22 protein-coding genes are annotated in these 24,395 nt (G+C 55.4%); 13 read left to right on the top strand and 9 right to left on the bottom strand.

The window, feature by feature from the left end:
• Nucleotides 1–35: 35 nt before the first annotated feature.
• Nucleotides 36–521, top strand: a complete 486-nt coding sequence (locus ACZ5AM_RS01755; protein ID WP_464915241.1) for a PadR family transcriptional regulator — start codon at nucleotides 36–38, stop codon at nucleotides 519–521.
• Here ACZ5AM_RS01755 and eno read toward each other — a convergent pair.
• Entirely contained in the window at nucleotides 516–1,808 is a 1,293-nt protein-coding gene (eno, locus tag ACZ5AM_RS01750; protein WP_464915881.1) for a phosphopyruvate hydratase, read from the bottom strand. The two genes, ACZ5AM_RS01755 and eno, sit on opposite strands and share 6 nt — an antisense overlap.
• A 127-nt stretch (nucleotides 1,809–1,935) precedes the next feature.
• On the opposite strand from eno, the gene ACZ5AM_RS01745 reads away from it, so the two are divergent.
• A complete protein-coding gene (locus ACZ5AM_RS01745; RefSeq protein WP_464915240.1) occupies nucleotides 1,936–3,195 on the top strand; it encodes a CGP-CTERM-anchored Cys-rich protein in 1,260 nt (419 codons plus the stop codon).
• On the opposite strand, the gene ACZ5AM_RS01740 is transcribed toward ACZ5AM_RS01745, so the two are convergent.
• Both ACZ5AM_RS01740 and ACZ5AM_RS01735 read right to left on the bottom strand, forming a co-directional pair.
• Nucleotides 3,196–3,462, bottom strand: a complete 267-nt coding sequence (locus tag ACZ5AM_RS01740) for a ubiquitin-like small modifier protein 1 (protein WP_464915880.1) — start codon at nucleotides 3,460–3,462, stop codon at nucleotides 3,196–3,198.
• A 105-nt stretch (nucleotides 3,463–3,567) separates the two neighbouring features.
• Complete coding sequence (locus ACZ5AM_RS01735; RefSeq protein WP_464915239.1) at nucleotides 3,568–3,783, bottom strand: TRAM domain-containing protein; 216 nt, start codon at nucleotides 3,781–3,783, stop codon at nucleotides 3,568–3,570.
• 151 nt (nucleotides 3,784–3,934) lie between these two features.
• On the opposite strand from ACZ5AM_RS01735, the gene ACZ5AM_RS01730 reads away from it, so the two are divergent.
• Nucleotides 3,935–4,666 carry a hypothetical protein gene (locus ACZ5AM_RS01730; protein ID WP_464915238.1) on the top strand — a complete coding sequence of 244 codons (732 nt, stop codon included), beginning with the start codon at nucleotides 3,935–3,937 and terminating at the stop codon, nucleotides 4,664–4,666.
• 5 nt (nucleotides 4,667–4,671) lie between these two features.
• Here the strand turns inward: ACZ5AM_RS01730 and ACZ5AM_RS01725 are convergent, their stop codons facing one another.
• Nucleotides 4,672–5,436, bottom strand: a complete 765-nt coding sequence (locus tag ACZ5AM_RS01725; protein ID WP_464915879.1) for an NAD+ synthase — start codon at nucleotides 5,434–5,436, stop codon at nucleotides 4,672–4,674.
• Between the two features lie 31 nt (nucleotides 5,437–5,467).
• Nucleotides 5,468–6,835 carry an ATP-binding protein gene (locus ACZ5AM_RS01720; RefSeq protein ID WP_464915237.1) on the bottom strand — a complete coding sequence of 456 codons (1,368 nt, stop codon included), beginning with the start codon at nucleotides 6,833–6,835 and terminating at the stop codon, nucleotides 5,468–5,470.
• Nucleotides 6,836–7,012: 177 nt separating this feature from the next.
• On the opposite strand from ACZ5AM_RS01720, the gene ACZ5AM_RS01715 reads away from it, so the two are divergent.
• Nucleotides 7,013–8,167: a tryptophan--tRNA ligase gene (locus tag ACZ5AM_RS01715; RefSeq protein ID WP_464915236.1), complete on the top strand. Its 1,155-nt coding sequence runs from the start codon at nucleotides 7,013–7,015 to the stop codon at nucleotides 8,165–8,167.
• A 72-nt stretch (nucleotides 8,168–8,239) separates the two neighbouring features.
• Complete coding sequence (locus ACZ5AM_RS01710; RefSeq protein ID WP_464915235.1) at nucleotides 8,240–10,057, top strand: M1 family aminopeptidase; 1,818 nt, start codon at nucleotides 8,240–8,242, stop codon at nucleotides 10,055–10,057.
• On the opposite strand, the gene ACZ5AM_RS01705 is transcribed toward ACZ5AM_RS01710, so the two are convergent.
• Entirely contained in the window at nucleotides 10,050–11,021 is a 972-nt protein-coding gene (locus ACZ5AM_RS01705; protein WP_464915878.1) for a hypothetical protein, read from the bottom strand. The two genes, ACZ5AM_RS01710 and ACZ5AM_RS01705, sit on opposite strands and share 8 nt — an antisense overlap.
• A 98-nt stretch (nucleotides 11,022–11,119) precedes the next feature.
• Here ACZ5AM_RS01705 and ACZ5AM_RS01700 point away from each other — a divergent pair, with 98 nt between their 5' ends.
• From ACZ5AM_RS01700 to ACZ5AM_RS01690, 3 genes are all read left to right on the top strand, one after another.
• A complete protein-coding gene (locus ACZ5AM_RS01700) occupies nucleotides 11,120–11,797 on the top strand; it encodes a fumarylacetoacetate hydrolase family protein (protein WP_464915234.1) in 678 nt (225 codons plus the stop codon).
• 42 nt (nucleotides 11,798–11,839) lie between these two features.
• Entirely contained in the window at nucleotides 11,840–12,184 is a 345-nt protein-coding gene (locus tag ACZ5AM_RS01695) for a hypothetical protein (protein WP_464915233.1), read from the top strand.
• A gap of 122 nt (nucleotides 12,185–12,306) precedes the next feature.
• Complete coding sequence (locus ACZ5AM_RS01690) at nucleotides 12,307–13,674, top strand: ATP-binding protein (RefSeq protein ID WP_464915232.1); 1,368 nt, start codon at nucleotides 12,307–12,309, stop codon at nucleotides 13,672–13,674.
• Between the two features lie 4 nt (nucleotides 13,675–13,678).
• Here ACZ5AM_RS01690 and trm14 read toward each other — a convergent pair whose 3' ends face one another.
• From trm14 to ACZ5AM_RS01675, 3 genes are read right to left on the bottom strand one after another with little or no spacing between them, the layout of a single operon-like run.
• Complete coding sequence (gene trm14 / locus ACZ5AM_RS01685; RefSeq protein ID WP_464915877.1) at nucleotides 13,679–14,776, bottom strand: tRNA (guanine(6)-N2)-methyltransferase; 1,098 nt, start codon at nucleotides 14,774–14,776, stop codon at nucleotides 13,679–13,681.
• Nucleotides 14,777–14,781: 5 nt separating this feature from the next.
• Nucleotides 14,782–15,855, bottom strand: coding sequence for a GTPase (locus ACZ5AM_RS01680; protein WP_464915231.1), 1,074 nt, complete (start codon nucleotides 15,853–15,855; stop codon nucleotides 14,782–14,784).
• Nucleotides 15,809–16,144, bottom strand: coding sequence for a TIGR04076 family protein (locus ACZ5AM_RS01675; RefSeq protein ID WP_464915230.1), 336 nt, complete (start codon nucleotides 16,142–16,144; stop codon nucleotides 15,809–15,811). The genes ACZ5AM_RS01680 and ACZ5AM_RS01675 overlap by 47 nt, the downstream gene beginning before the upstream one ends.
• A gap of 92 nt (nucleotides 16,145–16,236) precedes the next feature.
• Here ACZ5AM_RS01675 and ACZ5AM_RS01670 point away from each other — a divergent pair, with 92 nt between their 5' ends.
• Genes ACZ5AM_RS01670 through ACZ5AM_RS01650 form a run of 5 tightly spaced genes read left to right on the top strand, consistent with a single transcriptional unit; the run spans nucleotide 16,237 to nucleotide 24,387 of the window.
• Nucleotides 16,237–17,691, top strand: coding sequence for a DUF515 domain-containing protein (locus ACZ5AM_RS01670; protein WP_464915229.1), 1,455 nt, complete (start codon nucleotides 16,237–16,239; stop codon nucleotides 17,689–17,691).
• Nucleotides 17,692–17,702: 11 nt separating this feature from the next.
• The gene (locus ACZ5AM_RS01665) at nucleotides 17,703–18,734 is read left to right on the top strand and encodes a hypothetical protein (RefSeq protein ID WP_464915228.1); all 1,032 of its coding nucleotides are present in this window, start codon (nucleotides 17,703–17,705) and stop codon (nucleotides 18,732–18,734) included.
• Nucleotides 18,735–18,739: 5 nt separating this feature from the next.
• Complete coding sequence (locus ACZ5AM_RS01660; RefSeq protein ID WP_464915227.1) at nucleotides 18,740–22,369, top strand: ATPase, T2SS/T4P/T4SS family; 3,630 nt, start codon at nucleotides 18,740–18,742, stop codon at nucleotides 22,367–22,369.
• 10 nt (nucleotides 22,370–22,379) lie between these two features.
• Complete coding sequence (locus ACZ5AM_RS01655) at nucleotides 22,380–23,456, top strand: type II secretion system F family protein (RefSeq protein WP_464915226.1); 1,077 nt, start codon at nucleotides 22,380–22,382, stop codon at nucleotides 23,454–23,456.
• 13 nt (nucleotides 23,457–23,469) lie between these two features.
• The gene (locus tag ACZ5AM_RS01650; RefSeq protein ID WP_464915225.1) at nucleotides 23,470–24,387 is read left to right on the top strand and encodes a type II secretion system F family protein; all 918 of its coding nucleotides are present in this window, start codon (nucleotides 23,470–23,472) and stop codon (nucleotides 24,385–24,387) included.
• Nucleotides 24,388–24,395 lie beyond the last annotated feature (8 nt).

The following is a 24,395-nucleotide window of genomic DNA, read 5'->3' as shown; positions in this document are numbered from 1 at the left end:
GTGAAGTTTATAAGCCTTTCGCCGGTGGTGGGAGCATGTCCTCGGATGAGAGCATCGTAAGAAACCTCTTCACGGTCCCCCTGAAGAACCTGATACTCCTCATAATAGGCCTAAAGGGTGAAACCCACGGATACGAGATCCTGAAGGAGATAGAGACGATATCCTTCGGGAACTGGCGGCCCAGCCACGGAAACCTCTACACGATGCTCAACAAGCTGGCGGAGGAGGGCCTCATAGAACCCAGGGAGGAGTACCGCGGAAAGAGGAGGATCGTGAAGTACCGCCTCACCGAGAAGGGCTGGCTCTACCTCAGGGAGGCCAACGAACTGGCCCTCAAGTCACTCTACCTGGCCGTTCAGTACCACGAGCGGCTGAGGGAGAAGCTCAAGGAGAGGGGGTACGGGAAGGAGATAGCGGCCACGGCCATAGACAGCTACATAGAGCTCCTGGACAGCATCATAAAAGTCTTAGAGGACAAGAAACGTGAACTGAAGAACCTAAAAGAGAAGGGAAGATCATAGGAACGGGTTCCTGAACTTCCTGCCCGGATAGACGGCTATCCCCTCAAGCTCCTCTTCGATTCTTATCAGCTGGTTGTACTTGGCGTTCCTGTCGCTCCTCGCTGGTGCACCGGTCTTTATCTGGCCGGCGTTGAGGGCGACCGCTATGTCTGCTATGGTTGAGTCCTCGGTCTCCCCCGAGCGGTGGGAAACGACGACGCCGTAGCCAGCCCTAAAGGCCGTGTAAGCTGCATCGATGGCCTCGCTGAGGGTTCCTATCTGGTTGACCTTCAGGAGGAGCGCGTTGGCCGCTCCCATTTCGATGCCCTTTCTAATGCGCTTCGGGTTGGTAACGAAGAGGTCGTCGCCGACGATCTGTATCTTGTTTCCGAGCTCCCTCGTTATCATGGCGAAGCCCTCCCAGTCCTCCTCGTGGAACGGGTCCTCGATGGAAACTATCGGGTAGGCCGAGACAAGCTCCCTGTACAGCTCGAGGAGCTCGCCCCTGTCGTACTCCTTTCCTGCAACGACGTACCTGTCCTTGTCCGGGTGGAAGAACTCGCTCGAGGCAGCGTCGAGGGCGAAGGCTATCTCGTCGCCCGGCTTGTAGCCGGCCTCCTCGATGGCCTTTATCAGAACCTCGAGCGGCTCGGTCGTTTCCTTCATCGGCGGGGCGAAGCCGCCCTCGTCGCCGACGTTGACGGCGTTTTTACCGTACTTATCAGCTATGACGCCCTTGAGGACGTGGTAGGTCTCGCTAACCCACCTTATGGCCTCCCTGAATGAGTCGGCCCCAACCGGCATTATCATAAACTCCTGGAAGTCGAGCTCGTTGCCCGCGTGAACACCACCGTTGATGACGTTGCTCATCGGGACGGGCATGACGTAGGCGTTGGTTCCGCCGATGTACTGGTAGAGGGGTAATCCTAAAGCGTTGGCAGCTGCCTTGGCAACGGCCAGAGAAACGCCAAGGATAGCGTTGGCACCGAGGTTGCTCTTGTTCTCCGTCCCATCGAGCTCGAGCATGAGCATGTCGATGTCCCTCTGCCAGGTGACGTCCATGCCTATTATTTCGGGCGCAATTATCTTGTTGACGTTCTCGACGGCCCTCCTGACGCCCTTCCCGTGGTAGCGCTTTCCTCCATCGCGGAGCTCGAGGGCCTCGTGGGTCCCGGTGCTTGCTCCGCTTGGCACCGCTGCACGGCCCATGCTGATCGGAGTGTAGACCTCGACCTCAACGGTCGGGTTTCCCCTGCTGTCGAGTATCTCCCTCGCTATAACGTTCGTTATCTCGAACGGGTTCTCCATACCAATCACCTCGGGTGATAACTCCTCCCACCAACTTATAACGCTTTTGAAGGCAACGCTTCAAACGACTTTGAAGCCATGGTGCCCCTTAAATACGATGACGCCGAAATAGACAACGGTGGGTCCCATGAGAAGGCTCACGGGGCTTGTGATCATCCTGCTGATGCTCTCCCTTCCCCTGGCCGCGGCCTGTTTCAACCCGGGCGACAGGTACGCGGTCGAGGTAGCGCTGAACAAGCCGGGGGTGGGGTACAACCCCGATGCAAGCGTTCCGAGCATTCTAACTGTGGGAGACAGAACCTTCCTCATGAAGGTGTGGAACGACGACAAAGGGCCACACGTGAGGGTGGAGATCCCAATGAAAAGGGAGATGGGGGCTTACTGGAGCTACTCCGGGGCTCTCGTGATCACGGGGGAGAACCTGAGCCAGCTGACGAAGATGGGCTGGGTCGGAACGTCGATAGTCAAAAACGGTTCGAGCGTCAGCGTATTCAAAAAGGACAACGTGACCCTGAAGATCATCTTTCCGAAAAAGGAGTGCAGTTCAGATTCGGACTGCGCCACGGGGGGCTGTTCGGGAGAGATCTGCGCCCCCAAATGGGAGGCCGGGAAGATCGTCTCGCCGTGCGTCTACGCCAGGTGGTACGAGTGCTTCAGGTTAACCAGCTGTGGCTGCGTCAACGGGCTCTGCTCCTGGAAGCCTAACCCTGCCTTCGAGAAGTGCCTCAAGGAGCATGGGGTCGACCCTAGCAAGGTTATACGGGCCGGAAGGGCGAGGGTTGAGGCAAACGGACCGGATCCAGAAGAGCTTGAGGGGGCGTTGAAGGAGTTCTTCAGCGTTGTAGGAATAAACTGCACAGATCTCACCCTCCTCTCAGGCTCAAGGGAGGGGCCAGCGTACAGCCCGGAAGAAGTGAGCGCGTCAGAGGTCCTAAAAGCCGCGCTTGGGGAGCTCCTAAAGGCGGGAGCTATAGATGGACTTAGCGATAAAGATATTGAGGACATATCGAGCGTCGCGAACTGGGGCGATGCGGGCTGGAACTCCCACATAGGCTGGTACGAGACCAAGAACGGAACCTACGCATGGGTACCCTACGACGAGAGCAAGGATCCACAGCTCGTGAGGTGCAGAGGAGGTCCGGGGGCAGGAAACGCCTCGGCCGGCTGGGTTGGGCCGCCGGTTCAGAGTAACGGCTCTTCATCGGGCTCTGTTAGTCCCGAAACGGGTGAGCTCAACCCCGGGGGCGAGGCCAACGTGACTCCGGTCAACCAGGCGGCGGAACCCTACGAACCGAAGACGAACGCCGGGGGGGTGAAGACCATCTGCGGCCCGGCATCCCTGATCGGACTGAGCCTCATTTGGCTCTTGTTGAGGAAAAAGAGGTGATCAGCCGCCGCTGACCGGCGGGAAAAGCGCTACCACGTCTCCCTCTTTCAATGTTTCGTCGAACCTCACGTAGCGACCGTTCCTTGAAACGTTGACGTCAGCGAGATCATCGTCCTCGGCGAAGACCTCGTTTTTAAGAACTGGATGGCGCTCCTTCAAAACCTCTATCAGATCCATAACGGTTGCCCCCTCGGGGAGCTCTACCTCCTCCTCGCCCTTTCCAACCAGGGAGCGGTACCTAGCGAAGTACCTAACCGTGACCTTCATGACCCCCACCAAGAGGAGGTTGTTGAAGGCATTAAAAAACGTTTTCAAAGAAGTTTAAAAAGAGGTTAGATGCCCTTAAAGGGCGTGAGTAGTGAGACTAAACCGTCAGATAACTTCACCGAAGGCGAACTTCCTCTTGACGGAGTTGATAACGATCTCAACCTCGTCCCCGACCTGGGTGTTCGGGACGAATATGACGAACCCCTTTATCTTGGCGATGCCGTCACCGCCCTTTCCGAGGCTCTCGATCCTGACCCTGTATCTCTCCCCAACCTTCACGGGGGCTTCGTTCCCATATCCACCAAATCTATCTCCATACATACCTAACACCAACTTTCCAATCTTTAGGGCCCTCTCGAAAGACTCCGAGAAGAGTCCCAAGTCAGGTTCGCGGGAGAGTATATAAAGGTTTGCATTGGAACCCACTAGCAAAATTTAAAAAGATCCAACTTCAACTCAGGTTGGTGATTTTATGAAGCTAAGGGTTTTTGCTCTAATACTCCTCATCGTACTATCAGCCGGCTGCATACACGGCAGCAACGGGGGAAGCAAAGATCTGAAGCCCCTGAGATTTGAGGTGGTGGCCGGAGATTCAGCCAGCTTCAACAGCTCAGTGCTGGAAGCTTATCGCCTGTTTTTGGAAGTTCACAGGTACTACCTCGCCAACGGATGGAACCACAGCGTCGACCTAACCAAAGAAATCCCCATTGTTCTGGTGAAGATGAAAAACGGCTCAAGAATAACGGCTTTCAACCTATCAGACAACGTTTTCGTCCTGGTTCCAACCGACGAGAACAGGATCTACACCTGCCACTGCGCCGACGGAAGCGTGGTGGGCTTCAGGGTGAAGGTCACCAAAAAGAACCCCGTGGTGATCCGTGATTATTACATCAACTACGACGTCAAAAAGCTCGATGAGGGGGAGTACAACTTCTCAATCATAGGGTTTACCGTCACCAAGGTGACCTTCGACGGGCGGAACTACACAATACGAATCTACCCACGTCCGGTCAACATCCAGACCCCGAACGTGATCATCAGCTCCACCAACGGCATCGACTTCTTGGTGAAGCTCACGGGAGAGTCCCAGTCGAACGTTGAGACGGAGTTCGGCTTCATCCCGCTGGTGATCTCAGACGGTACGAGAAACGCCACCCTAACCACTCTGCCCCTCGACCTTGGGTTTTTGGAAAAAGGAGGATAACCCTTTCAAAACTTTGGACCCAGAGGGAGTCTCCTCTTGTGTTCACTTTTTCTCACTAGGCTCTCAACGTACTCGACCCTCTCGACTGGAACCCCGAGCTCCTCCGCTATTTCCTCCTTCGGCATTCCAAGGTCGACGAGGCGCCAGAGGATCTCGTCCAGTAGGCGGTAGCTTATCCCGAGCTCGTCCTCGTCAGTCTGCCCCTCCCAGAGGCCAGCTGTCGGCTTCTTCTCGATTATCCTCCTCGGAACCCCGAGAAGCTTTGCAACCTCCCAGACCTCGGTCTTGTAGAGGTTTATGAGAGGCGCGTAGTCGCTCGCACCGTCACCCCACTTGGTGAAATAGCCGGTGAGAAACTCGCTCCTGTTGCTGGTTCCAAGGACGAGACGGTTGAGCTGATTGGCGTGGGCGTAGAGCAGGACCATCCTAGTCCTGGCCATGACGTTGCCGAGGGAGCGCTTGTCGGGCTGAAAGCCGAGCTGGGAAACGAAGGCGTTAACGATGGGTTTTATGCTAACTGTCTTGTACTCTATCCCAAGGCTCTCGCAGACGAGTTTAGCGTCTTCTACGTCCCCGTTCTCGTAGTAGGGCATTATCAGACCCATAACCCTGTCCTTTCCAAGGGCCTTCGCGGCGAGGTACGCGACGGTTGCGCTGTCGATCCCGCCGCTTATCCCGATCACAACCCCCTCCGAGCCAGCCTCAGCGACTTTTTCCCCGATGAAGCTCACCAGCTCCCCGATGACCTTTTCATAGTCAAGCTCCCTCATCCTCACCACCGTTCCCCATTGGGGGTGAAGCTTAAGCGTTTTTTGGTGGTGCCAGGAGTTCTCTAAAGTCCCCAAGATCAAACGCCAACTCGAGCTTCCCCTTCCCTTCTATCCCCTTCGCGACTATCCCAAAGCGCTTTTCGTAGTCTTTGAGCCCCACAAGTTCAGCCTTTTTCTCGAGGCGGTTCAGGATCCTCCTTGCATCGCCCAAGCTTAAGTCTCTCCACTTCACCTCAACGAAAAGGGCCCTCTTTTCCCTCTCGTTCAGCGCGACGATGTCAATCTCCTCACCCTTATGCCACCACCTTCCTAGCTTCGTGAAGCGGAAGGGCAGGAGCTCTCTCTGGTTGGCCTCTATAAGGAACTCCCTCGCGATTCCCTCGAAGGGCTTTCCGAGGAATGCGTTGAAGTTCCTCTCGAAGTCATCCACTGCCGCCTCGAGGAAGTTCCCCTCGATTTCCTCGTAGTAGGGGTTCACGAAGCGCGACCAGAAGAGGAAGTAGTTGTCCGCTATCTCGTAGATCCCCCTCTTCCCGAAGAGGGGCGTGACCTTCCTGACTATCCCAAGCTCACCGAGAACCCTCAGGTAAGGGACCACTTGGTTCTCCTTCATGTAGCAGAAGTTCGCTATCTGGGTGACCTTAGTGTTCCCCCGCGCTATCGCCTCAAGGATCGTGAGGTATGTGGAGAGCTCCCTCAGCTCCTCGCTAAGCAAAGCCCTGGCTTCCCTGAAGAGGAACGAGGACGGATTGAAGAAGTTGGCTTTTATCTCCCCCTCGACGTTATCCCCGCTGAAGAACTCGAGGTATTTGGGGGTCCCGTTCGTTACAGAGTATATCTTCACCAGATCGTCCATCCTGCTCGAACCGAACCACTCGATCAGGTGTTTGAACCTCAAGGGCTGAACCTTGATGTTCGCGTCGCTCCTCCCGTAGATGGGGCTCGAATAGTTGAAAAATTCTCTCTCGAGGAGGGAAACGTACGAACCGGACACGACCACGAGTGCGTTCAAATCCTTGTTCTCCTCGATTGCCCTGGAGAGCTCACTCAGAATTCCGGCTTCTTTTTTGATCAGGTATGAGAACTCGTCCAGAACTACGAGCACCCTTCCTTCGGTCATTTTTTTCAGAAGGGCGAAGAGGGACGGGAAGTCCTGGATCTCGACGTTAAAGCCTACAAATTCCGAAACTTTCCTCGAGAGGAGTTTGAAGTTGTATCCCCGAGGCTTGTCCTCGAATATGACGAATATTCGCTTCTTTCCTCTTGAGAACTCCTCCAGGAGTCTAGTTTTTCCAACCCTTCTCCGTCCGTACACAAGAACCAGGGTTAGGCCTTCCCTCCCCCAGAGTTTCTCGAGGACACCGAGCTCCTCCTGCCTATTGACAAATTCTCTAAGCATGATTATATAAACGAGATTATAGTTTTTAACCCTTTCGATCTAAAGCCTCCAAAAACTTTAAATCCTCCTCCTCCCCTTCTTACCCCATGCGCGGTGGTCGCTTTTGGCCCTGGTGAAATACTCTCCATGACCGCCCTATTCTGGAGTTTTGTTTCCACTGGAAACGGAGGTGTTTGAATGGACGACTTCAAGGTTACCCCCTGGGACGTTGAGGGTGTGGTGGACTACGCGAAACTGATAGAGCAGTTCGGAACCAGCCCGCTAACGGACGAGCTGATAGAGAAGACGGCGGAACTGACAAAGAGCGAACTCCCGATATTCTTCAGGAGGAGATTTTTCTTCTCCCACAGGGACTACGACAAGGTTTTGGCCGACTATGAGAGCGGAAAGGGTTTCTTCCTCTACACCGGCAGGGGCCCAAGCGGGCCGATGCACATAGGGCACATAATACCTTTCTACGCGACCAAATGGCTCCAGGAGAACTTTGACGTCAACCTCTACATCCAGATAACCGACGACGAGAAGTTCCTCTTCAAGGACAAGCTCACCTTTGATGAGACCAAGCGCTGGGCCTACGACAACATCCTCGACATCATAGCGGTCGGCTTCGATCCCGATAAAACCTTCATCTTCCAGAACAGCGAGTTCACGAAGATTTACGAGATGGCCATCCCGATAGCCAAGAAGATAAACTACTCGATGGCCAAAGCGGTTTTCGGCTTCACCGACCAGAGCAAGATCGGAATGATATTCTACCCGGCGATACAGGCGGCGCCGACGTTCTTCGAGAAGAAGCGCTGTCTCATCCCTGCGGCCATAGACCAGGACCCCTACTGGAGGCTCCAGAGGGACTTCGCCGAGAGCCTCGGCTACTACAAGACGGCCGCTATACATTCTAAGTTCGTGCCCGGCTTAACCAGCCTCGGCGGCAAGATGAGTGCGAGCAAGCCTGAAACTGCCGTCTACCTCACCGACGACCCGGAGGAAGCCGGCAAGAAGATATGGAAGTTCGCCCTGACTGGAGGAAGGGCCACCGCCAAGGAGCAGCGCGAGAAGGGAGGAGAGCCTGAGAAGTGCGTCGTGTTCAAGTGGTTCGAGATATTCTTCGAGCCGGACGACGAGAAGCTCATGGAGCGCTACCGCGCGTGCAAGAGCGGAGAGCTGCTCTGCGGCCAGTGCAAGCGCGAGCTGATTGAAAGGGTTCAGAAGTTCCTCAAGGAGCACCAGGAGAGGAGAAAGAAGGCCGAGAAGCAGGTCGAGAAGTTCAAGTACACCGGCGAACTCGCGAGGGAGCAGTGGGATAAGGCCATTCCGGAGGCGTTGAAGGGCTAGGCAGATTTTTTAATCTTACCCCTCAAAACCTTTTTATACTCCTGGGGGTCTAGCTTTTCTCGAGGGATACGAATGAGGAGGGCCCTTCTGGCGTTCCTTCTTATCCTCGCGGTTCTCCTGAGCGGTTGCCTGGGAGGCTCAAACACCCCAACAAGCACCACTCCCACGACGGGTTCAAGCTCCCGGCCCATGACATCTTCCCCCTCATCGAGCTCAACCACGACACCACCAGGGGAGGAAAAGGCCCCGCTGAAGTTCCTGTACCCGGAATCCCCAAAGGTCGTGAACTGGAGCTACGATAGAGGCTACGACTTCTTCGCCAGCGAATACTCCAAGGTCCCGTACTCCCAGTACGGCAACATAACTGTGAACTACTCCTACGGCGTCTTCTACGGAAGGTACGAGTTCGTGCTCACCAACTTCACGTCGGGGACACTGTACCTGGCCGCCCTCACCACGCCCAACAACCCCCTCGCCCTGAACATAACCATCGAGGGCGTCCCCCTAAACCTCTCGAGGGTTGACCGCTACCACGTAGCGATCCCCGATGAGGAAGGGGTCGGCATCGACTTCTACGCAGTCAACGTTTCCACGAACCTCACGACGCTGAGAGGTGTCGCCGAGTACGAGCTCCGCTACATGGAGAACGAGAGGTACATACTCTCCCTGACAAGCAGGGACATCGGGTTCGGAACCGACTTTTCCTGGTGGGAGTTCGCCTCCAGGAACGCGAGTATAAGGGTGATCCCGGAGTTCCCCAAGGACACGGTCTTCGTGCTCTTCTACGGGGGCATAATCCGCTCAGGCATGGAGGTCACCTACACGTCCCCGCTCAAACCTCACGGCGGGCTCACCCTCTACCTCCAAAATATGGAATGGAAGGGCTTTGAGTGGGGCGGAATAAACTTCACGGTCTACTTCACCCCCGATATCTACAGCGACGACGGCTTTGAGCTGATCAAGAAGGAGCTCATCTTTGCGATGGACCTCTACAGGAACATGACCGGTGTTATCCCCACAAAGAAGTTCGACGCGATGTTCTACCCCGGTTTCAGCCAGGTCATAGCCAAACGCCTCGGCACTAAGGGATTCGCGATGAACTTCGGGCACGCCATAATAATCAACTGTCCGGCCGACATGGAGGACTCCGCAACCAACTACGCCTCCTTTATATTCCACGAGGTTGCCCATGAGTGGGCCGGTCCTTACATTTCCCTAGACCTCAACGTTCACAGGCTGGTTGAGCCGCTGGCAACCTTCATGCAGATGGAGGCCTACGGCAAGTGGAACCCGGACGACTACCTCCGCTGGCTGAACGACAAGGAGTACACGACCCTCAGGTACGGAAATATGAGGACCTTCTACGACTCCCTGGGCCCCATAAACAAGTACACCGTCTACGTTCTCTACTACAGGGGAGCCTTCACCCTGCGCTCCCTGAGGTTCGTCCTCGGCGAGGATAACTTCTCGAGGGTGTTCAGGGGGATCTTCGAGAGGTTCCACACCACCCAGTGCAAGAACATCACGATGTTCGAGGACACCATCGAGGAGCTGAGCGGGAAAAACCTCGACTGGTTCTTCAGCGAGTGGTTCAACTCAACCCTCTATCCGGACTACAACGTGACCGGTCTAAGCCTAACTGGGGGAGCAGGTGGCTACAACCTCACCTTCACCGTAACCGACGCCAGCAACTTCACGATGCCAGTCCCGGTGAGGATCTACCTCGAGGACGGGGACTTCAGGGACTACAGGGTTTGGGTGAACGGTACCGCCAGGGTGAGCATTGAACTGCCCGAAAAGCCAGTGAAAATCGTCATCGACCCCGAGGAGGTCATGGCCAACGTAAACAGGGAGTTCGAGACCAACGGGATAAAAGTAAAGGTCAACTAGAGCCAACCCCCTTTTCCTCACCTCTCCTCTTTTCCTCGAACTCGACCTTAAAGGGAGAGGTCTCAACCACGTCCCTCCCTAGTGGGATATCCAAAACTGCCTTCAGCTCAAAGCTTCCGTGCCCCATGATCACGGGCCCGTTCCACAGCTTTCCAAGTATCGAGCGGGGCGTGACTGAGCCGTAGTGCGTGAATACCACAGTTTTCTCCCCGGGTAGCGTTGAGAAGCTGAAGTCGAAGCCCTTCCCCTCCGCAACCCTCCGCCAGAGGCCGCCGGAGCCGACCTCAATCCTAACCTTCCGGGCCTTCGAGAGTTCGGCCCAAACGCTGCCGCGGAGGAACTTTCCATCACCTCTAAAGCTCACTTGAGCCATGTCGTTGCCCTTGCTCAGAGTAATCTGGCCGTCCCCTCTAACAGTCCCCCTGTCGGTTAAAACGATTATGAGGGAACCGTCGTACCTGCCGCCCCTGATCCTCAGCGCGGGCGCCTCGATGATCCCAGTGCCATCCGGACGGAGCTCAACGCGGAAGGGGCCCTCTGGAAGCCTTGCTTCTAAGCCGCGCCCCCTCTCCTCAGTCCTAAAGCTCCTCCTGGTGCGATACCTCCTGCTGCTCGTGGTCCCAGAGCCCGTGGTGGTGTGCTCGTACGTCCAGTAGCCCTCAAGGAAAACCCTTCCCACCTCGTAGTCAACTTCCTCAGGAAAACCCACTGAGGTCTCCGAGAGGGAAGCCTCCTTGAACAGGGCGGATGCTTTTCTACCACCACCCAAAACAACGGCCCCCTTGGCAAAGAGCACAACCAAAATCAGCACCGGAACCAGGATAAAAGTCAGGGAAAACCAGGTAGGGATCAGAGAGGAGGCCGAGCCCAGTATTGAAAGGGCCATGAAGAGGAAGAAGACCGTGAAGACCGTTCCGACAACCATAACTCCGAGAGGATTCTCCTTGACGAGCACCTTTTTCATGATGACCACCGTACTTGAATGGACAGGTGATTTATTACCTTTTCCCATCGTAGGGAAAAGCTTAACTCAGCCCGCCTCAAAACAACTTGGGTGATAGGATGGTCCGCCTTCCGTTTAGGGACGGCTTCTACGAACTAAGACCGAGTAAGATAGTGGCACTAGCTAAAAACTACGTCGAGCACGCGAGGGAGATGGGTAGCGACGTTCCGGAGAAGCCCGTCTTCTTCCTAAAGCCACCGAGCGCGCTGATAGGCCCGGGCGAGCCGATAATCCTCCCGAGGATTAGCAGGCGCGTTGATCACGAGGTCGAGCTGGCGGTGATAATCAGGAGGCGCGCAAAGCGCGTTCCGGCCGAGAAGGCGATGGAATACGTTCTCGGCTATACCATACTCCTCGACATCACCGCGAGGGATCTGCAGGCGAAGGCGAGGGAGAGGGGCTTTCCGTGGAGCATGGCCAAGGGCTTCGACACCTTCGCGCCGGTCGGACCGAGGATCGCTGACAGACGCGAGTTAAACATCGAAGACCTCGAAATCGGCCTCAAGGTGAACGGTCAGCTAAGACAGCTCGGAAGGACGAGTGAGATGGTCTTCAAGGTTCCCGAGCTCATAGAGTACATAAGCTCCGTTATGACGCTCGAACCGGGTGACATAATAGCCACTGGAACCCCCGCGGGGGTTGGCCCGCTGAGGCACGGAGATAGAGTCGAGGCGTGGATTGAGGGCATTGGAAGGGTCGAGTTCGACGTTTTAGCGGAGGGTTCGATACTCTGCTGAGAAACTTTTTTAAGTTCTTCTCCCCTGACTTTATAGGGTGGTATGGTGGAGGGACGCTCTGCGGTGTTTGCCCTTCTCCTGATTGCGGCGGTTCTCTCGGCCGGATGCATCGAAGGAGGAAACTTCGTCTACTCCAAGGGAAAGAGTCTCTCTCCCGGAGACTCGCTTAGCTATGCCTTCAGAGGGCCTGCGAACCTGACGGTCAAGGTAAGCTCGAACGTCCCAGTTGGGGTTATAATAGTCGGAGACAGCGGCGTCCTGAAGGATTTTGGAGAGACGAGGAAGGTAGACACCGTCGTTCAGCTCCCCAAGGGGAAGTGGAAGGTGATAATCAAAAATCCGGGGAATGGGAGGGCGGTTCTTGACATCGAGATCAAGGGTCGCTGATATTGTCTTTTTCCCTATGGCCAGAGGATCTCAACAGGGCCCGAGCGCCTTCGTGGACGGCAGTTCATAAGTTCGTGGTTTGTGGCAAAAGTCTTAAATAGTTATAGGTCGAGTATAATACCATGCCAATAACTTTCGTTGACAGGGAAAGTGAGCTCTCCTTCATGGAGGAGCTCTGGGAAAGGGACAACTCCTTCCTTCCAATATACGGGCGGAGAAGAGTAGGGAAGACCCGCCTGGTGAAGGAGTTCATCAAGGATAAGCCAGCCGTCTACCACCTTGCCAGAAACAGCACCTACCTCGACAACCTGAGGGACTTCGCGGGGGCGGTTCTTGAGAGGTACCCCAGCCCTTACCTCACCCCGGAGTCGTTCTCAAGCTTTGCGGACGTTTTCAGGTACCTGAGCGAGAAAGGGAAAATCGTGGTGGTGATAGACGAGTTTCCCTACCTCATTCAATCGGACAAGAGGGTTCTCAGCGAGTTTCAGTACATTGTGGATGAGGTTGTGAGGGCTTCCAAGCTTCACCTTATCCTCGTTGGTTCAAGTGTTGGCATGATGGAGGAGCACGTCCTGAGCCAGAAGAGTCCGCTCTACGGCAGGAGGGACGGCCAGATAAGGCTCGAACCCCTTGATTTCTTCAACTCATGGCGGCTCCTTAGAGTTGACCTAGAGGAAGCGGTGAGGATATACGGCGTAACCGGGGGGATTCCAGCCTACTTAATTCTCTTCAGCCGCTTTGGTGATGTGAAAAGGCTCGCGTTCAGCAAGCAGGGCTTCCTCTACGCTGAGGGGGATTTCCTCCTTTCGAGCGAGCTGAGGGAGCCAAAGGTTTACAAGCTAGTTCTTAAAGCCATTGCAGAGGGAAGGACACGCTTCAACGAGATAAGCACCTTCACTGGGATACCCCGCTCGAACCTCTTCAAGTACGTCGAAGTCCTTGAGAGGCTCGGCTTTTTAAAGAGGGAAAAGCCGATAACGGCCCCTCCTAAGACCAAGAACACCCGCTATAGGATATCCGACAAATACATCCGCTTTTACTTCCGCTTCGTGGAGAGGTACAGGGATGAAGTGGAGCTTGAGAGCCTCGACTTCTGGGAGGAGTTCCTCGAGGAGTACAACGCCTATCTCGGCGGGATATTCGAAGACGTCGCGAGGCAGTTCTTGGTGGGGCTGAATAGGGTTGGAAAGTTACCGTTCCGATTAACGAAAATCGGGCGCTGGTGGCACAAGAACGAGGAGATTGACTTAGTGGCTTTGAACGAGCGGGAGAGGAGGGCTTTGCTCGTCGAAGTCAAGTGGAAAGACCTGAGCGTGAGGGAAGTGAGGGGAGTTCTCAAAGACTTAGAGAGGAAGGGTGAGTTAATTGGACTGGACGGCTGGGAGAAAAGCTATGGAATAGTGGCGAAAAAAGTCGAGGGTAAGGGGCGACTCAGGGAAAACGGCTTTTTCACGTGGGATTTAAGCGACTTTGTCGAGCTACACCCGTAGTCCCTCATTCTATCACGTAGGTGTGCACCATCAGCCCGCCGTGCCCGATGAGCCTGTGGTGGGTGATTTTGAACCCGTTCTCGGTTATGGCCCTCTCTATCGCCCTCTTCTCCGTCGTTATGAAGACGCCGCGCTTCTCGAGGACTTTCGCGAGTTCGGAAAAGAACTCCGTGTAGAGCTTCGGTATCATGCTTTTCCTCCCGATTTTGAGGCCGTAGGGCAAATTGCTCACGGCGAAGTCAACGCTCTCAACGTACTCACTGAGCTTTGTGGCATCGCCGAGGATGAACTCTATTTTCTCATAAACGCCGGCGCTCAGGGCGTTCATCTCCGCCCCGCGGAGGTGCTTCCGGTACTTTTCGAGGCAGATTATCCTTCCATCGTAGCCCCTCAGGGCCAGCTCGATCGGAATCGTCCCGCTTCCACAGAACGGGTCTATGAACGAACCTCCATCCGGATTGGCCAGCTCTATAAGGGCGTTCGCTATGCTGGCCTTTAAGTGAGCGGGGTGGTCGTAGACGCGCCAGGGCCTCTTGTGGAGTGAGGAATCGCCGGTCGTGTCTATCCCGAGGAAGAAGACCTCCCCCACCAGCTCTGCACGGAAGATCACCGCCGGGTGGTCGAGGTTGACCTTCGGAGTTCCGAAGCGGGAGAGACGGTCGAAGATTGCCTTCCCAACGGTCTTTGAGATGTCCAGGCTCGTTATCTTATGTTCTCCCTTCCGGAAGGGTCTGACCGCAAAGGACTCGCTCACCTTCACAAAGCGCTCCACTGGAAGCTCTGAGACGAAGTCCCCTATCCTCTTGAGGGCCACCTCCGGTTCCTCTTCCCCGATGCCCTCAAAGCGCGCACTCGCTATCTCCATGATCACGCGGTGGAGGAGCCTGGAGCGTTCGTTCAGGTACGTGACAACGCTCAGCTTCCTCTTCCTTCCCTTCTCGTCGGTGTAGAAGGCCTCGCCGACCTCTGCTAAAACCCTTCCTTCAACACCCAGCGGCCTCTCCTCCACCCGAAACGGAACTCCAATTTTGTCCAGCAGTGAACGAACCTCTTCACCCGCCAAGTCCTCAATTCCCCTCGACGTCGTCAGCAAAAGCCTCATACCCATCACTCCATTATCACCACTACACCCTTCCACTTCTTTCCGAAGCACTCGCTCGCGAGGACGTGCTTCCCAGTCAGCTCCTCCAGGAGCTTTATCCCACCGTCGCACTTCTTGAATCCCGTTGCTATGCCAACCGTGAAGCCCTCTATCTCCCTGACTCCGACGCGCTTCTGGTTGTCAAGTTTCTCCCTCAGCTCGTCCCCGTACTTCCAGAGGATTCTCCTCGGGTCGAGGAGCAGGTCGTTCTCAATCCCGTCCAGGACGTCCTCGAAGTCCCAGGCGAACTCGCTCTTCTTCCCTTCCTCCTTCCCGAAGAGGGTGAAGCGGCCGGTCTGCCACTCGCGGAGGAACCAGCGGGCCGTTTCTTCCAAATCCACCTCGCCACCCGACTTTATCAATCCCCTCTTTTCGCCTATCTTCCGCAGTATCTCCTCCTCACTCTCGAACTCTTCAATGCCGAACTTCTCGGTTATCGCTTCCTTTCTCGTCTCCAGGATTCTCCCAATGAGCTTCAGGGCCGGTTTGACCGGTTCCTCTATCTTGTCGGCCGGAAAGCCTCCTTTGATGACAAGCTCGTCAAAATCATCTATAGGCACAACTCCCGGGCTGTCGAGGAGCCATATCCTCTTGCTCAGCCTTATGAGCTGTTTTCCCTTCGTGTAACCTGGTATTGGAGCGGTTCCCACCGCCCTCTTGCCTTTCAGAGTGTTTATTATCGTGCTCTTTCCCACGTTGGGGTAGCCAATTAAAGCTACTTTCACCCTCTCCTGCTCCTCGAGGAGGGGCCTCGCGAGCTTTTTGATCTCCCTCCGCAGGATTCCGGTCCCCTTCCTCTCCCTCGCGCTTATGAAGACGACCGGAATCTCGCTCTTCCGCTTGTACTCCTCGGCCCACTCCTTCGGCACCAAGTCGGCTTTATTCATGACTATGAGGAGCGGCTTGCCGTCTTCCATGATAATGTTCTCAAGCTTCCTGTTCCTCGTTCCGATGGGGTCCCTCGCGTCGACGACCTCGACTACAACGTCGGCCTCATCTATTACCTCCCTCACCACTCTCCAGGCTTTCCTCGCCTTCATCTCGCACCACCGTTATCTCGAAGATGACCGTCCCGCCGTCCGTGTACGGCGGCCCCGGGTCGAGGCACTGGACGTAGGCTTTCTCTCCCCTGCCAAGCCCTAGTTCGCTCGGCTTAATACCCTTTCGCAGCGCAACTATGTACGGCAGCAGCGATGCGAATGCATGGGTGCACACCGCGTCGGTCTCCTCGAGGTTTGTCGCAGGCCCTTCGATGACTATCCTGTCCCCAAGGCGAAAAACTGGGCACTTTCCTCGGATTTCCACCACGCGGATCTCCAACCGCTCCATAATCTCACCGAAATCTAAATAAAGATTGGAGTTCAAAAGGCTAATTGACTTAAAGAAAGGGTATTACGATAACCCCTACGGTGGTGTTAACGGTGGCTGAGGATATAGAGGCCAAAATCCGAAGGCTGAGAGAACTGGGCAAGGCAAGCGCCGAGCCCGAAACCCCTCCGACTCCCACTCCAACACCGGGACCCTCACCCAAAGCCAGACCGCCTCGCCGTGTGAGGCGTCTCAGCAATATTAGAGAGCGCGAGAGGCGTAAGAGGATCATCATAGGCGCTTCGATCATTATCATTATCATCCTGATAGCTTCCTTCGCCGCGTACTCCTGGTACTCAAATAAAAAAGCGGAAGAGCTCACAAGGGCAAAGCAGAACAAGCTCAACGAGCTGAACGCCTATTTTAAGGGGCCGATCCTAAACACCAGCTACGGTGCGGCAAAGTACCAGGAGTTGAAGGCCCAGATACAGGCCGCATCTTCAGTGGATCAGGTGAACTCGATAGACATAAAGTCGGCCTATCAGGAGGTATACCAGAAGTACCAGCAGGAGCTAGCTGAGAAGAAGAAACAGGAGGAACTCAAACTTCTGAACCAGGCGAAGGAGAAGAAGAAGGAGGAGATAAAGCTCGCCTTCCAGTCCCTTCTGAGCCAGCCCCTTCCCAAGGACATAAGAGACCACGCGCTTCAGGTTCAACAGTCGCTTCTGGAGGAAGTCAATGCCTCAACGCTACCTGCACAGGTTAATGCTATTGACCCAACACCGTACCTCCTCCAGCTCTGGAGGGAGTACTACAACTACAAGATCGACTCCATAAGCGGGGACTACGTCGTCCTCGAGTTCAACGGAAAGAAGAAGATATACACCAAGGATCAGGCGAAGGCCATCATCGGAAGCGTTATGAACTACACAGAACTCATCAGGTACAACGTCGAGGAAGTCAGGTTCGTGAAAATAGCCCTTCTCCTCACCAGGGACAGGGTCGTTGGAGGGTTCCTGAAGCCGGGAGCCAAGGTCATGATATTCGCTCAGAACGCCACCGCAAGGCAGTACAGGGAGATAGCAGACCTCGGATACGTTGACACGGTTCTCCTACCGGCTGACGCGGGGATAATAAACCTGAACGAGCAGCAGGGAAGCAGCAGTTCGAGCAGTTCGAGCTCTAGCAGTTCAAGCAGCTCAAGTTCCCAGAGCTCAGCCAACGCGGGCGACACAACGGTCTCCACAGGTGGAAGCTCGAGCAGTTCAAGCAGCTCAAGCCAGAGCTACTCCGATTCCACCGCGGCATCGTACTACTACTCCGTCAACCTCGGGGAGATCATGAAGGCCATATCCTCGGGCAAAATACAGGGATCGGAGGAGGCCCTGAAGCAGCTCGAGAACTACGGGGACAACCTTCTAGCCCTTGAGAAATCGCTCCAGCTTCAGAACGTTCCCAACGGCGTTCCATTCCTCGTGATCGTTGAGGTTCCCTCGGTCTACGTCCCGGACGTCCTCACACACCTGAACACGGTCTACATCGGCGAACTCGTTGAAGAGAGAACCTAGGGGTGAGGAGAATGAATCCATCCCGCTTCTTCCCCCTTGTTTTGCTTTCATTGTTGTTCTTGTCCCTCCCGGCCCTGGCCGAGACCTACACCCTGCCGGGAGGGGACTACAATAACATAGGCCTAAAGGGGGAGCTAGTTCTCGACTTTAACGTAACCCTCATCAACCTGGCCCCGTACCCCAAGTTCGTCGTGGTCAACCCGTTCTACGACTTTCAGGTGTACCGCCTGAACAACGACGAGGCCATGATCGGGTACAAAAACGAGACTACGGGGCAGATGGTGCACATACTGCCCCCCGACCTCTCAAAGAACACCCTCAACTACCGCGTCGGCTTCTGGATATACCCCTACGAGACCGTCAAGGTTGCCTTCAGGATAACCCAGAAGCACCACTACACTCTCCATCTCAAAGACTACTCGGACTCCTGCAACGGCAACGTGGGGATGGAGTCACTGGACTACGAGAACGGAACCCTGAGGAGCGGTGTTATAGGCAAAGTCGACGATCTCAGCACCCCCGTATGTGGCGTCGTCTACCCCCAGCTCCTCAACTACCCCCTCGTCGTCAGGTTCAACGAGATAATGCCCTCAATGGACGGGTACGTTAAAATGCTGAAATACGAGGGCGTCGTTAAGATGGAGCTCACGGACGTCCCGGACATGCCCGACGAGAACAGCACGCCGCGTTATGACTTCCCGCTTTTCTTCGCGGTCTCTGAACCCGTAATAATACCCAACGCAACTGCCTTTGGATACGAGCCAACGTACTCCATGAACTTCAGCGAGTACATGGACTTCATACTCGGGTACCGCGGGCTTAAGGTTCCGGAAACTCAGAACAGCAGGCCACAGAAAAAAGAGAACGGCCTCTTCAGGCTTACCAACAGGCTTCTCTCGGGCACGACGATACCTGAAACTCCAAAACTCCCAACCGTAGAAAAGGCCCCCCTGGACTTCCACGTCTGGGTGGTTTACATGGGGGAGGGGGTTAATACACTGGAAATAACATATCGTGTGAGATGGGATAATTACTCCGGGTGAGATTTGTGGTGGAGAAGAAGAAAAAAGGCCTCTCCGGATCCTGGATAGACGAGATACTTGGGGGAAAGAGCGATCCCCTAGCGAGTGTTTTGGGAAAGGAGACTGAGGAGAAGGAAAAAAAGGAGGGGCCCCTTCCTTTCATCGGAGGAGGAAAATCCCCGCTGGACGAGATACTCGGGAAGGGCGAGGAGACAAAGGAGGAGAAAACCAAAGAGCCGGCCCCATTAATACCAACGGGAAGCTCAAACCCACTGGAGAGCATTCTAGCGTCCCCACCCAAGGAAGAGAAGGAAAAGCAAAAACCAAGGCCAAAGACCGAGGGCAGTCCGCTAAAGGCAGTCCTAGGGGCCAAGAAGACTGAAGCTCCCAAGCAAAGGGAGGCAAGGGGAACGGGCTCGACCGGTGTTGATCTCCTCGGCCAGATTCTGGGGGCAGGAACGAAGCCTCAAGCTGCTCCCCCTAGGCCGCAAAAGCCAGCCCCACCGCTACCACTCCCGAAGCCCAAACCCTCCCTGGGACTTCAGAGCATCATCAGCGAGACCAAGCCGGAGGAGCTAACCTACGGGGGGAGGGCCAAGGTTCTGGACGCCTACGGAAACGTCAGGATACTGAAGGTCAAGGGGGAGCCCGTACCGATATACGAGCTGAGACTGCCAAAGCTCTCAAAGGACGAGGAGAACCTAGTACGTCAGGTTAGGGAGAGGGCCATAACGGAGATTCAGATAGACCCAACGCTCATCCCGAACTACGAGGAGAGGCGCAAGATATTCATGAGGGAAGTCAAGAGGATGCTAAAGGAGAGCGCCCCGAACTTCTCCGAGGGGAGGATAGAGCTCCTGGCAAACCTGATAGTCCAGAACATGCTCGGCTACGGCCTATTAGATCCCCTTGTGAGGGACGACAACCTCGAGGAGATAATGGTCATCGGAACCGGGAAGCCCGTCTACGTGTGGCACAGAAGGTTCTACATGTGCAAGACCAACATAGTCTTCAAGGAGGAGAGGGAGATCCTCAACATAATCGAGAGGATCGCCAGGGAGGTCGGGAGGAGAATAGACCAGCAGAGCCCGCTCCTCGACGCCCGCCTCCCGGACGGAAGCCGTGTCAACGCGACCATACCCCCGATAAGCCTCGACGGCCCGACTATAACCATCCGTAAGTTCAAACGCGACCCCCTCACCATAATCGATCTCATCAAGTACGGGACGATGAACACCGACGTCGCCGCGTTCCTGTGGATACTGGTGGATGGCCTCGGCGTGAAGCCAGCGAACATACTGGTAGCCGGGGGTACGGGCTCCGGTAAGACCACGACCCTGAACGCCCTGGCGATGTTCATACCCCCGAGCGAGCGCGTGATAAGCATCGAGGATACCGCGGAGCTCCAGCTACCAGTCGAGCACTGGGTAAGGCTGGAGACGAGGCCTCCAAACCTCGAGGGCAAGGGAGAGGTCACCATGGACGACCTCGTCAAGAACACCCTCCGTATGCGTCCCGACAGGATCATCGTCGGTGAGGTTCGTGGGCCGGAAGCGAGGACGATGTTCACAGCCATGAACACGGGGCATAATGGCGCCCTCTACGACTTCTCGGTCATCCAGCTCTCGGACGGACGCTTTGAGCTCATCGGTGATCTGATAGAGAAGCTCTTCGGGAAGTACTCCGACAGGGTGAAGACCTACAAAGACCTGGAGTACGTTGAACTGGACGAGGAGGATCGCTTTGAGGTCGTGAGCGTTGGACCGGACCTCAAGGCAGGAAAGCACATCGTTTCCAGGGTCTGGCGGAGGAAGGTGAGGGCGGGCGAGAAGCTCCTGAGAATAAGGACGAGAACCGGAAACGAAGTCATACTCACAAAGACACACCCGTTCTTCGTGTTCTCGGACGGCGACGTCGTGAGGAAGGAGGCCGAAAAGCTCAAGCCCGGGGACAGAGTTGCGGTGATGCTCAACCCGCCGAAACCGCCTCAGAGAAAGGCGATAATAAATCCAGAGGTCTACGCCGGGATAAGCGACTACTACCTCGTCCCCAACGGAAAGGGCATGGTAAAGGTTCCGAACGATGGCTTACCACCTGAAAAGGCCCAGTTCCTCCTCTCGGTCAACTCGAATCCAGTTAAGATCGTCAGAGAGGTGGATGAAAGGTTAGCCTACGCGGTCGGCGTAATACTAGGTGACGGCTACCTCTCCTCTGACGGTTACTACCTCTCGGCGACCTTCGACGACCCAGCCTACATGGGGGCTTTCGTCGATTCCCTCTCTGCTCTCCTGCCGGAGAGTGCTCCCTCAATCAAGGACAACGGAACGAGCAAGGTGGTAACATACGGCTCCAGGATCTTCGTGGACTTCCTCTCGAGGGCCTTTGGAATCCCCCTGGGGAAGAAGGGCAGCTGGGACGTCCCCCACCTGGTTCTCTCGAACGATGACCTGATGCGCTATTTCCTCGCGGGACTCTTCGACGCCGACGGCTACGTCGATCCAAGCGGACCCTCCATAGTTTTAACTACGAAGAGCGAGAACGCGGCGAGAAAGGTATGGTACGCCCTCCAGAGGCTCGGCATAATAAGCACCGTTACGAGGGTCAGGAACAGGGGCTTCAAGGAAGGTTACATCTTCCGCGTCACCATAAGCGGCGTCGAGGATCTCAGGAAGTTCCGCTCTCTCATTCCGCTCCGCCATTCGAGGAAGAGGGCGAAGCTCGACGAAATCCTCGCGGAGAAGAGATCCTACCGCGGCAGGAGAACCTACCGCGTGCCGATTTCAAGCGAGATGATAAGGCCTCTCCGCCTCAGGCTCGGCCTCAGAGTCGCGGAACTCTCTAAGCTGGCCTCCCACTACGCAGGAGAGAAGGTTTCGGAGAGTCTCATAAGGCACGTTGAGAAGGGCAGGATGGGCGAGATAAGGCGCCCCGCACTGAAGGGAATCGCCCTGGCGTTCCAGCGGATAGCCAGCGATATTGGAGATGAAGACGCGTGGGTGATGGCAAAGCGCCTCCAGCTCATAGCGGAGGGCGACGTTTATTGGGACGAAGTCGTGAGCGTTGAGGAGGTCTCACCCGAAGAGCTTGGAATAGATTACCTTTACGACTTAACCGTCGAGGACGACCACAACTACGTGGCCAACGGCATACTCGTCTCCAACTGCATGGGCACGATCCACTCCAACAGCGCCCGCGAGACCATCGTCAGGCTCGAAAGCCCGCCGATGAACGTCCCGAGGATAATGATACCGGCCCTCGATATCATCCTAATGCAGGTTAGGTTCAACAGCAGGAAGAAGGGAACGGTGAGGAGGGTAACCGAGATAGCCGAGATATCGGGCATAGAGGGGGAGAGCATACAGCTCAACAAGCTCTACAAGTACGACCCTGCCAAGGACGAACTGGTGCCCACCGAAGTTCCAAGCAGGATCATGAACGAACTCTCCCGCCACACTGGAATGAGCATAAGCGAGCTCGAGATAGAGAGGGAGAAGAGGAAGATAATCCTCGAGTGGATGATAGAGAAGGGCATAAGGAGCATTGAAGACGTTGGCCACTACATCAAGATGTTCTACATCGACGAAGATGCTTTGCTGGAGAAGATAGAGAAGGAGAGCTCCCCCCAGGTTCAGGAGCAGATCAGGAACATAACGTGAGGGGATGACCATGGGGCTCATGGAATCCTTCCTCAATTTTCTCGAAAGGCTCGGCGCCACGACCCTGGAGGTCACGGAGAGGCCCATCAGGAAGATCCCCCAGGGGAAGACCATCCAGGAGAGGCTTAAATCCCTCAAAGAGCTTCAAAAAGAGATAGAAGAGACCACCGAGAGCGAAAGGGAAAAAGAGATTGATGAAATCGTCGAATGGAGGAGGAAAGAGATACAGGCATCCTTTGGGGAAAGGCTAGCTGAGGCGGTTCTATCGAGGTTCAAGGGCCCAGTGCAATCCCTCACGTACTCTATAAAGGGGCTCGACTACGACCTCTACAGGGCCAACATAAGGATGACCAAGGAGAAGTACGTGGCGCTCATGCTCGTAACGGCCGCCTTCGCAGGAATATTCGGGTTCCTTTTTGCCCTGCTCATGATGATGGACCTCTTCACCAGCACTATGATAGGGCTCCTCGGGTTCATCGGGGGCTTCCTCTACATGAGGAACTACCCCAAGATAGTCTGGAAGAGGCGCGTGGCCGAGGTGGAGAAGGCCCTCCCGTACGTCCTGCGCCACATAGCTTCCCTCCTCAGTGCTGGAGTCGGTATCGCGGAAGCCCTCGTCTCCGTGTCAAAAGCGGATTACGGGGTTGCCTCGGAGGAGTTCGAGCTCATAGTGAGGGACATGAGAACGGGTTCCTCTTTTGAGGAGGCCCTTGAGAAGTTTGAGGAGAGGATGGCCTCGGAGAGCGTCAGCAGGGTGGTGAAGCAGATACTGAGGGCGATAAAGTTCGGTGGAAACCTGGCGGAGATCCTCTACAAGATGGCGGAGGATTTCGCCTTCGAGTACAGGATGAAGCTGGTGGAGTACGTCCAGAAGGTCAACGGTATAGCCTTCGTCTACATGTTCATGACCATAGTCATGCCGACCATGTTCATCGTGGCCATCCTAGCGGGTTCATCCTTCAGCGCCGCAGGTGGAGGCGGGGGACTGGCGATGCCTCCTGGAGCATTGGCCGTGATACTCCTGTTCGCGTTCCCGATGCTGTCCCTGATAATAGTCACGATGATCAAGCGCGGTGAGCCGAGGTGAGGGGGGAACTGTAATGGCGCAGAAACAGAGGTCTCAGAGGTTGGGCCTCCTGCTGACGAGGGCCCTCGAGAGAGTTATCCCAGAGAAGTGGCTCAAAAGGTACGAGATATTCATATACTCCGCCGGAATAGAGTTCCTGGCGATAGAGTACCTGCTGGTGTCGATCCTGATGGCCGTGATCCTCGGAACGGCCACTATGATACTGGCCCCGGTCAAATACGGGATCGCGGTTCTCGTTGCGGTCTTCCTTGGAATGGCGTTCGCCTACCCATACTGGAGGATCGCCAAGAAAGTAGAGGAGATGGAGAAGAACCTCCCGGATGCTTTCTTCTACATGGCAAGCTCGCTGAGGGCGGGCATATCTTTCTCGGAAGCCCTTGAAGACCTGACCACCGCAAAGTTCGGGGCCCTCACCAGCGAGTTCAAGAGGGTCGTTAACGAGATAAGGAGGGGCCGCTCGACCGTAGAAGCCCTCAGGGCAATGGCCATCAGGAACAAGAAGTCCCCGGTCATATACCGCTCCCTCATGATAATCATAGAGGCCCTCGAGAGGGGCGCGCCGATGAGCGACGTTCTGGTGTACGTCGCCAACGACGTTAGGGAGATACTCAGGATAAGGCAGGAGAGAAAGGCCTCAACAGGAATGCAGGCTATGTTCTTCATCATCACGAGCGGCTTCGTCGGTCCTGCCATAATAGGGATCGTCGGGAAGATCATGGGGCAGATGATAACGGGACCAGCCGCCGCGGACATACCTACGGTACTCAACATCCTGTTCGGCTTCGTCATCATTCAGGCCATAGTCTCTGGTCTGGGAATAGGGGTCATCAGGGAGGGCAAGTTCTCGGCTGGGATAAAGTACGGCATACTCCTGGCGATAATGGGGGCGGCGGTCTTCCAGGGTATGAAGGTCGTCAGCATAGGGTTCTAAAGAAAAGG

Source organism: Thermococcus fumicolans, from assembly GCF_055386755.1.
Note: the sequence above shows the minus strand (reverse complement) of the source record. Positions and strands in the feature narration are given on the sequence as shown.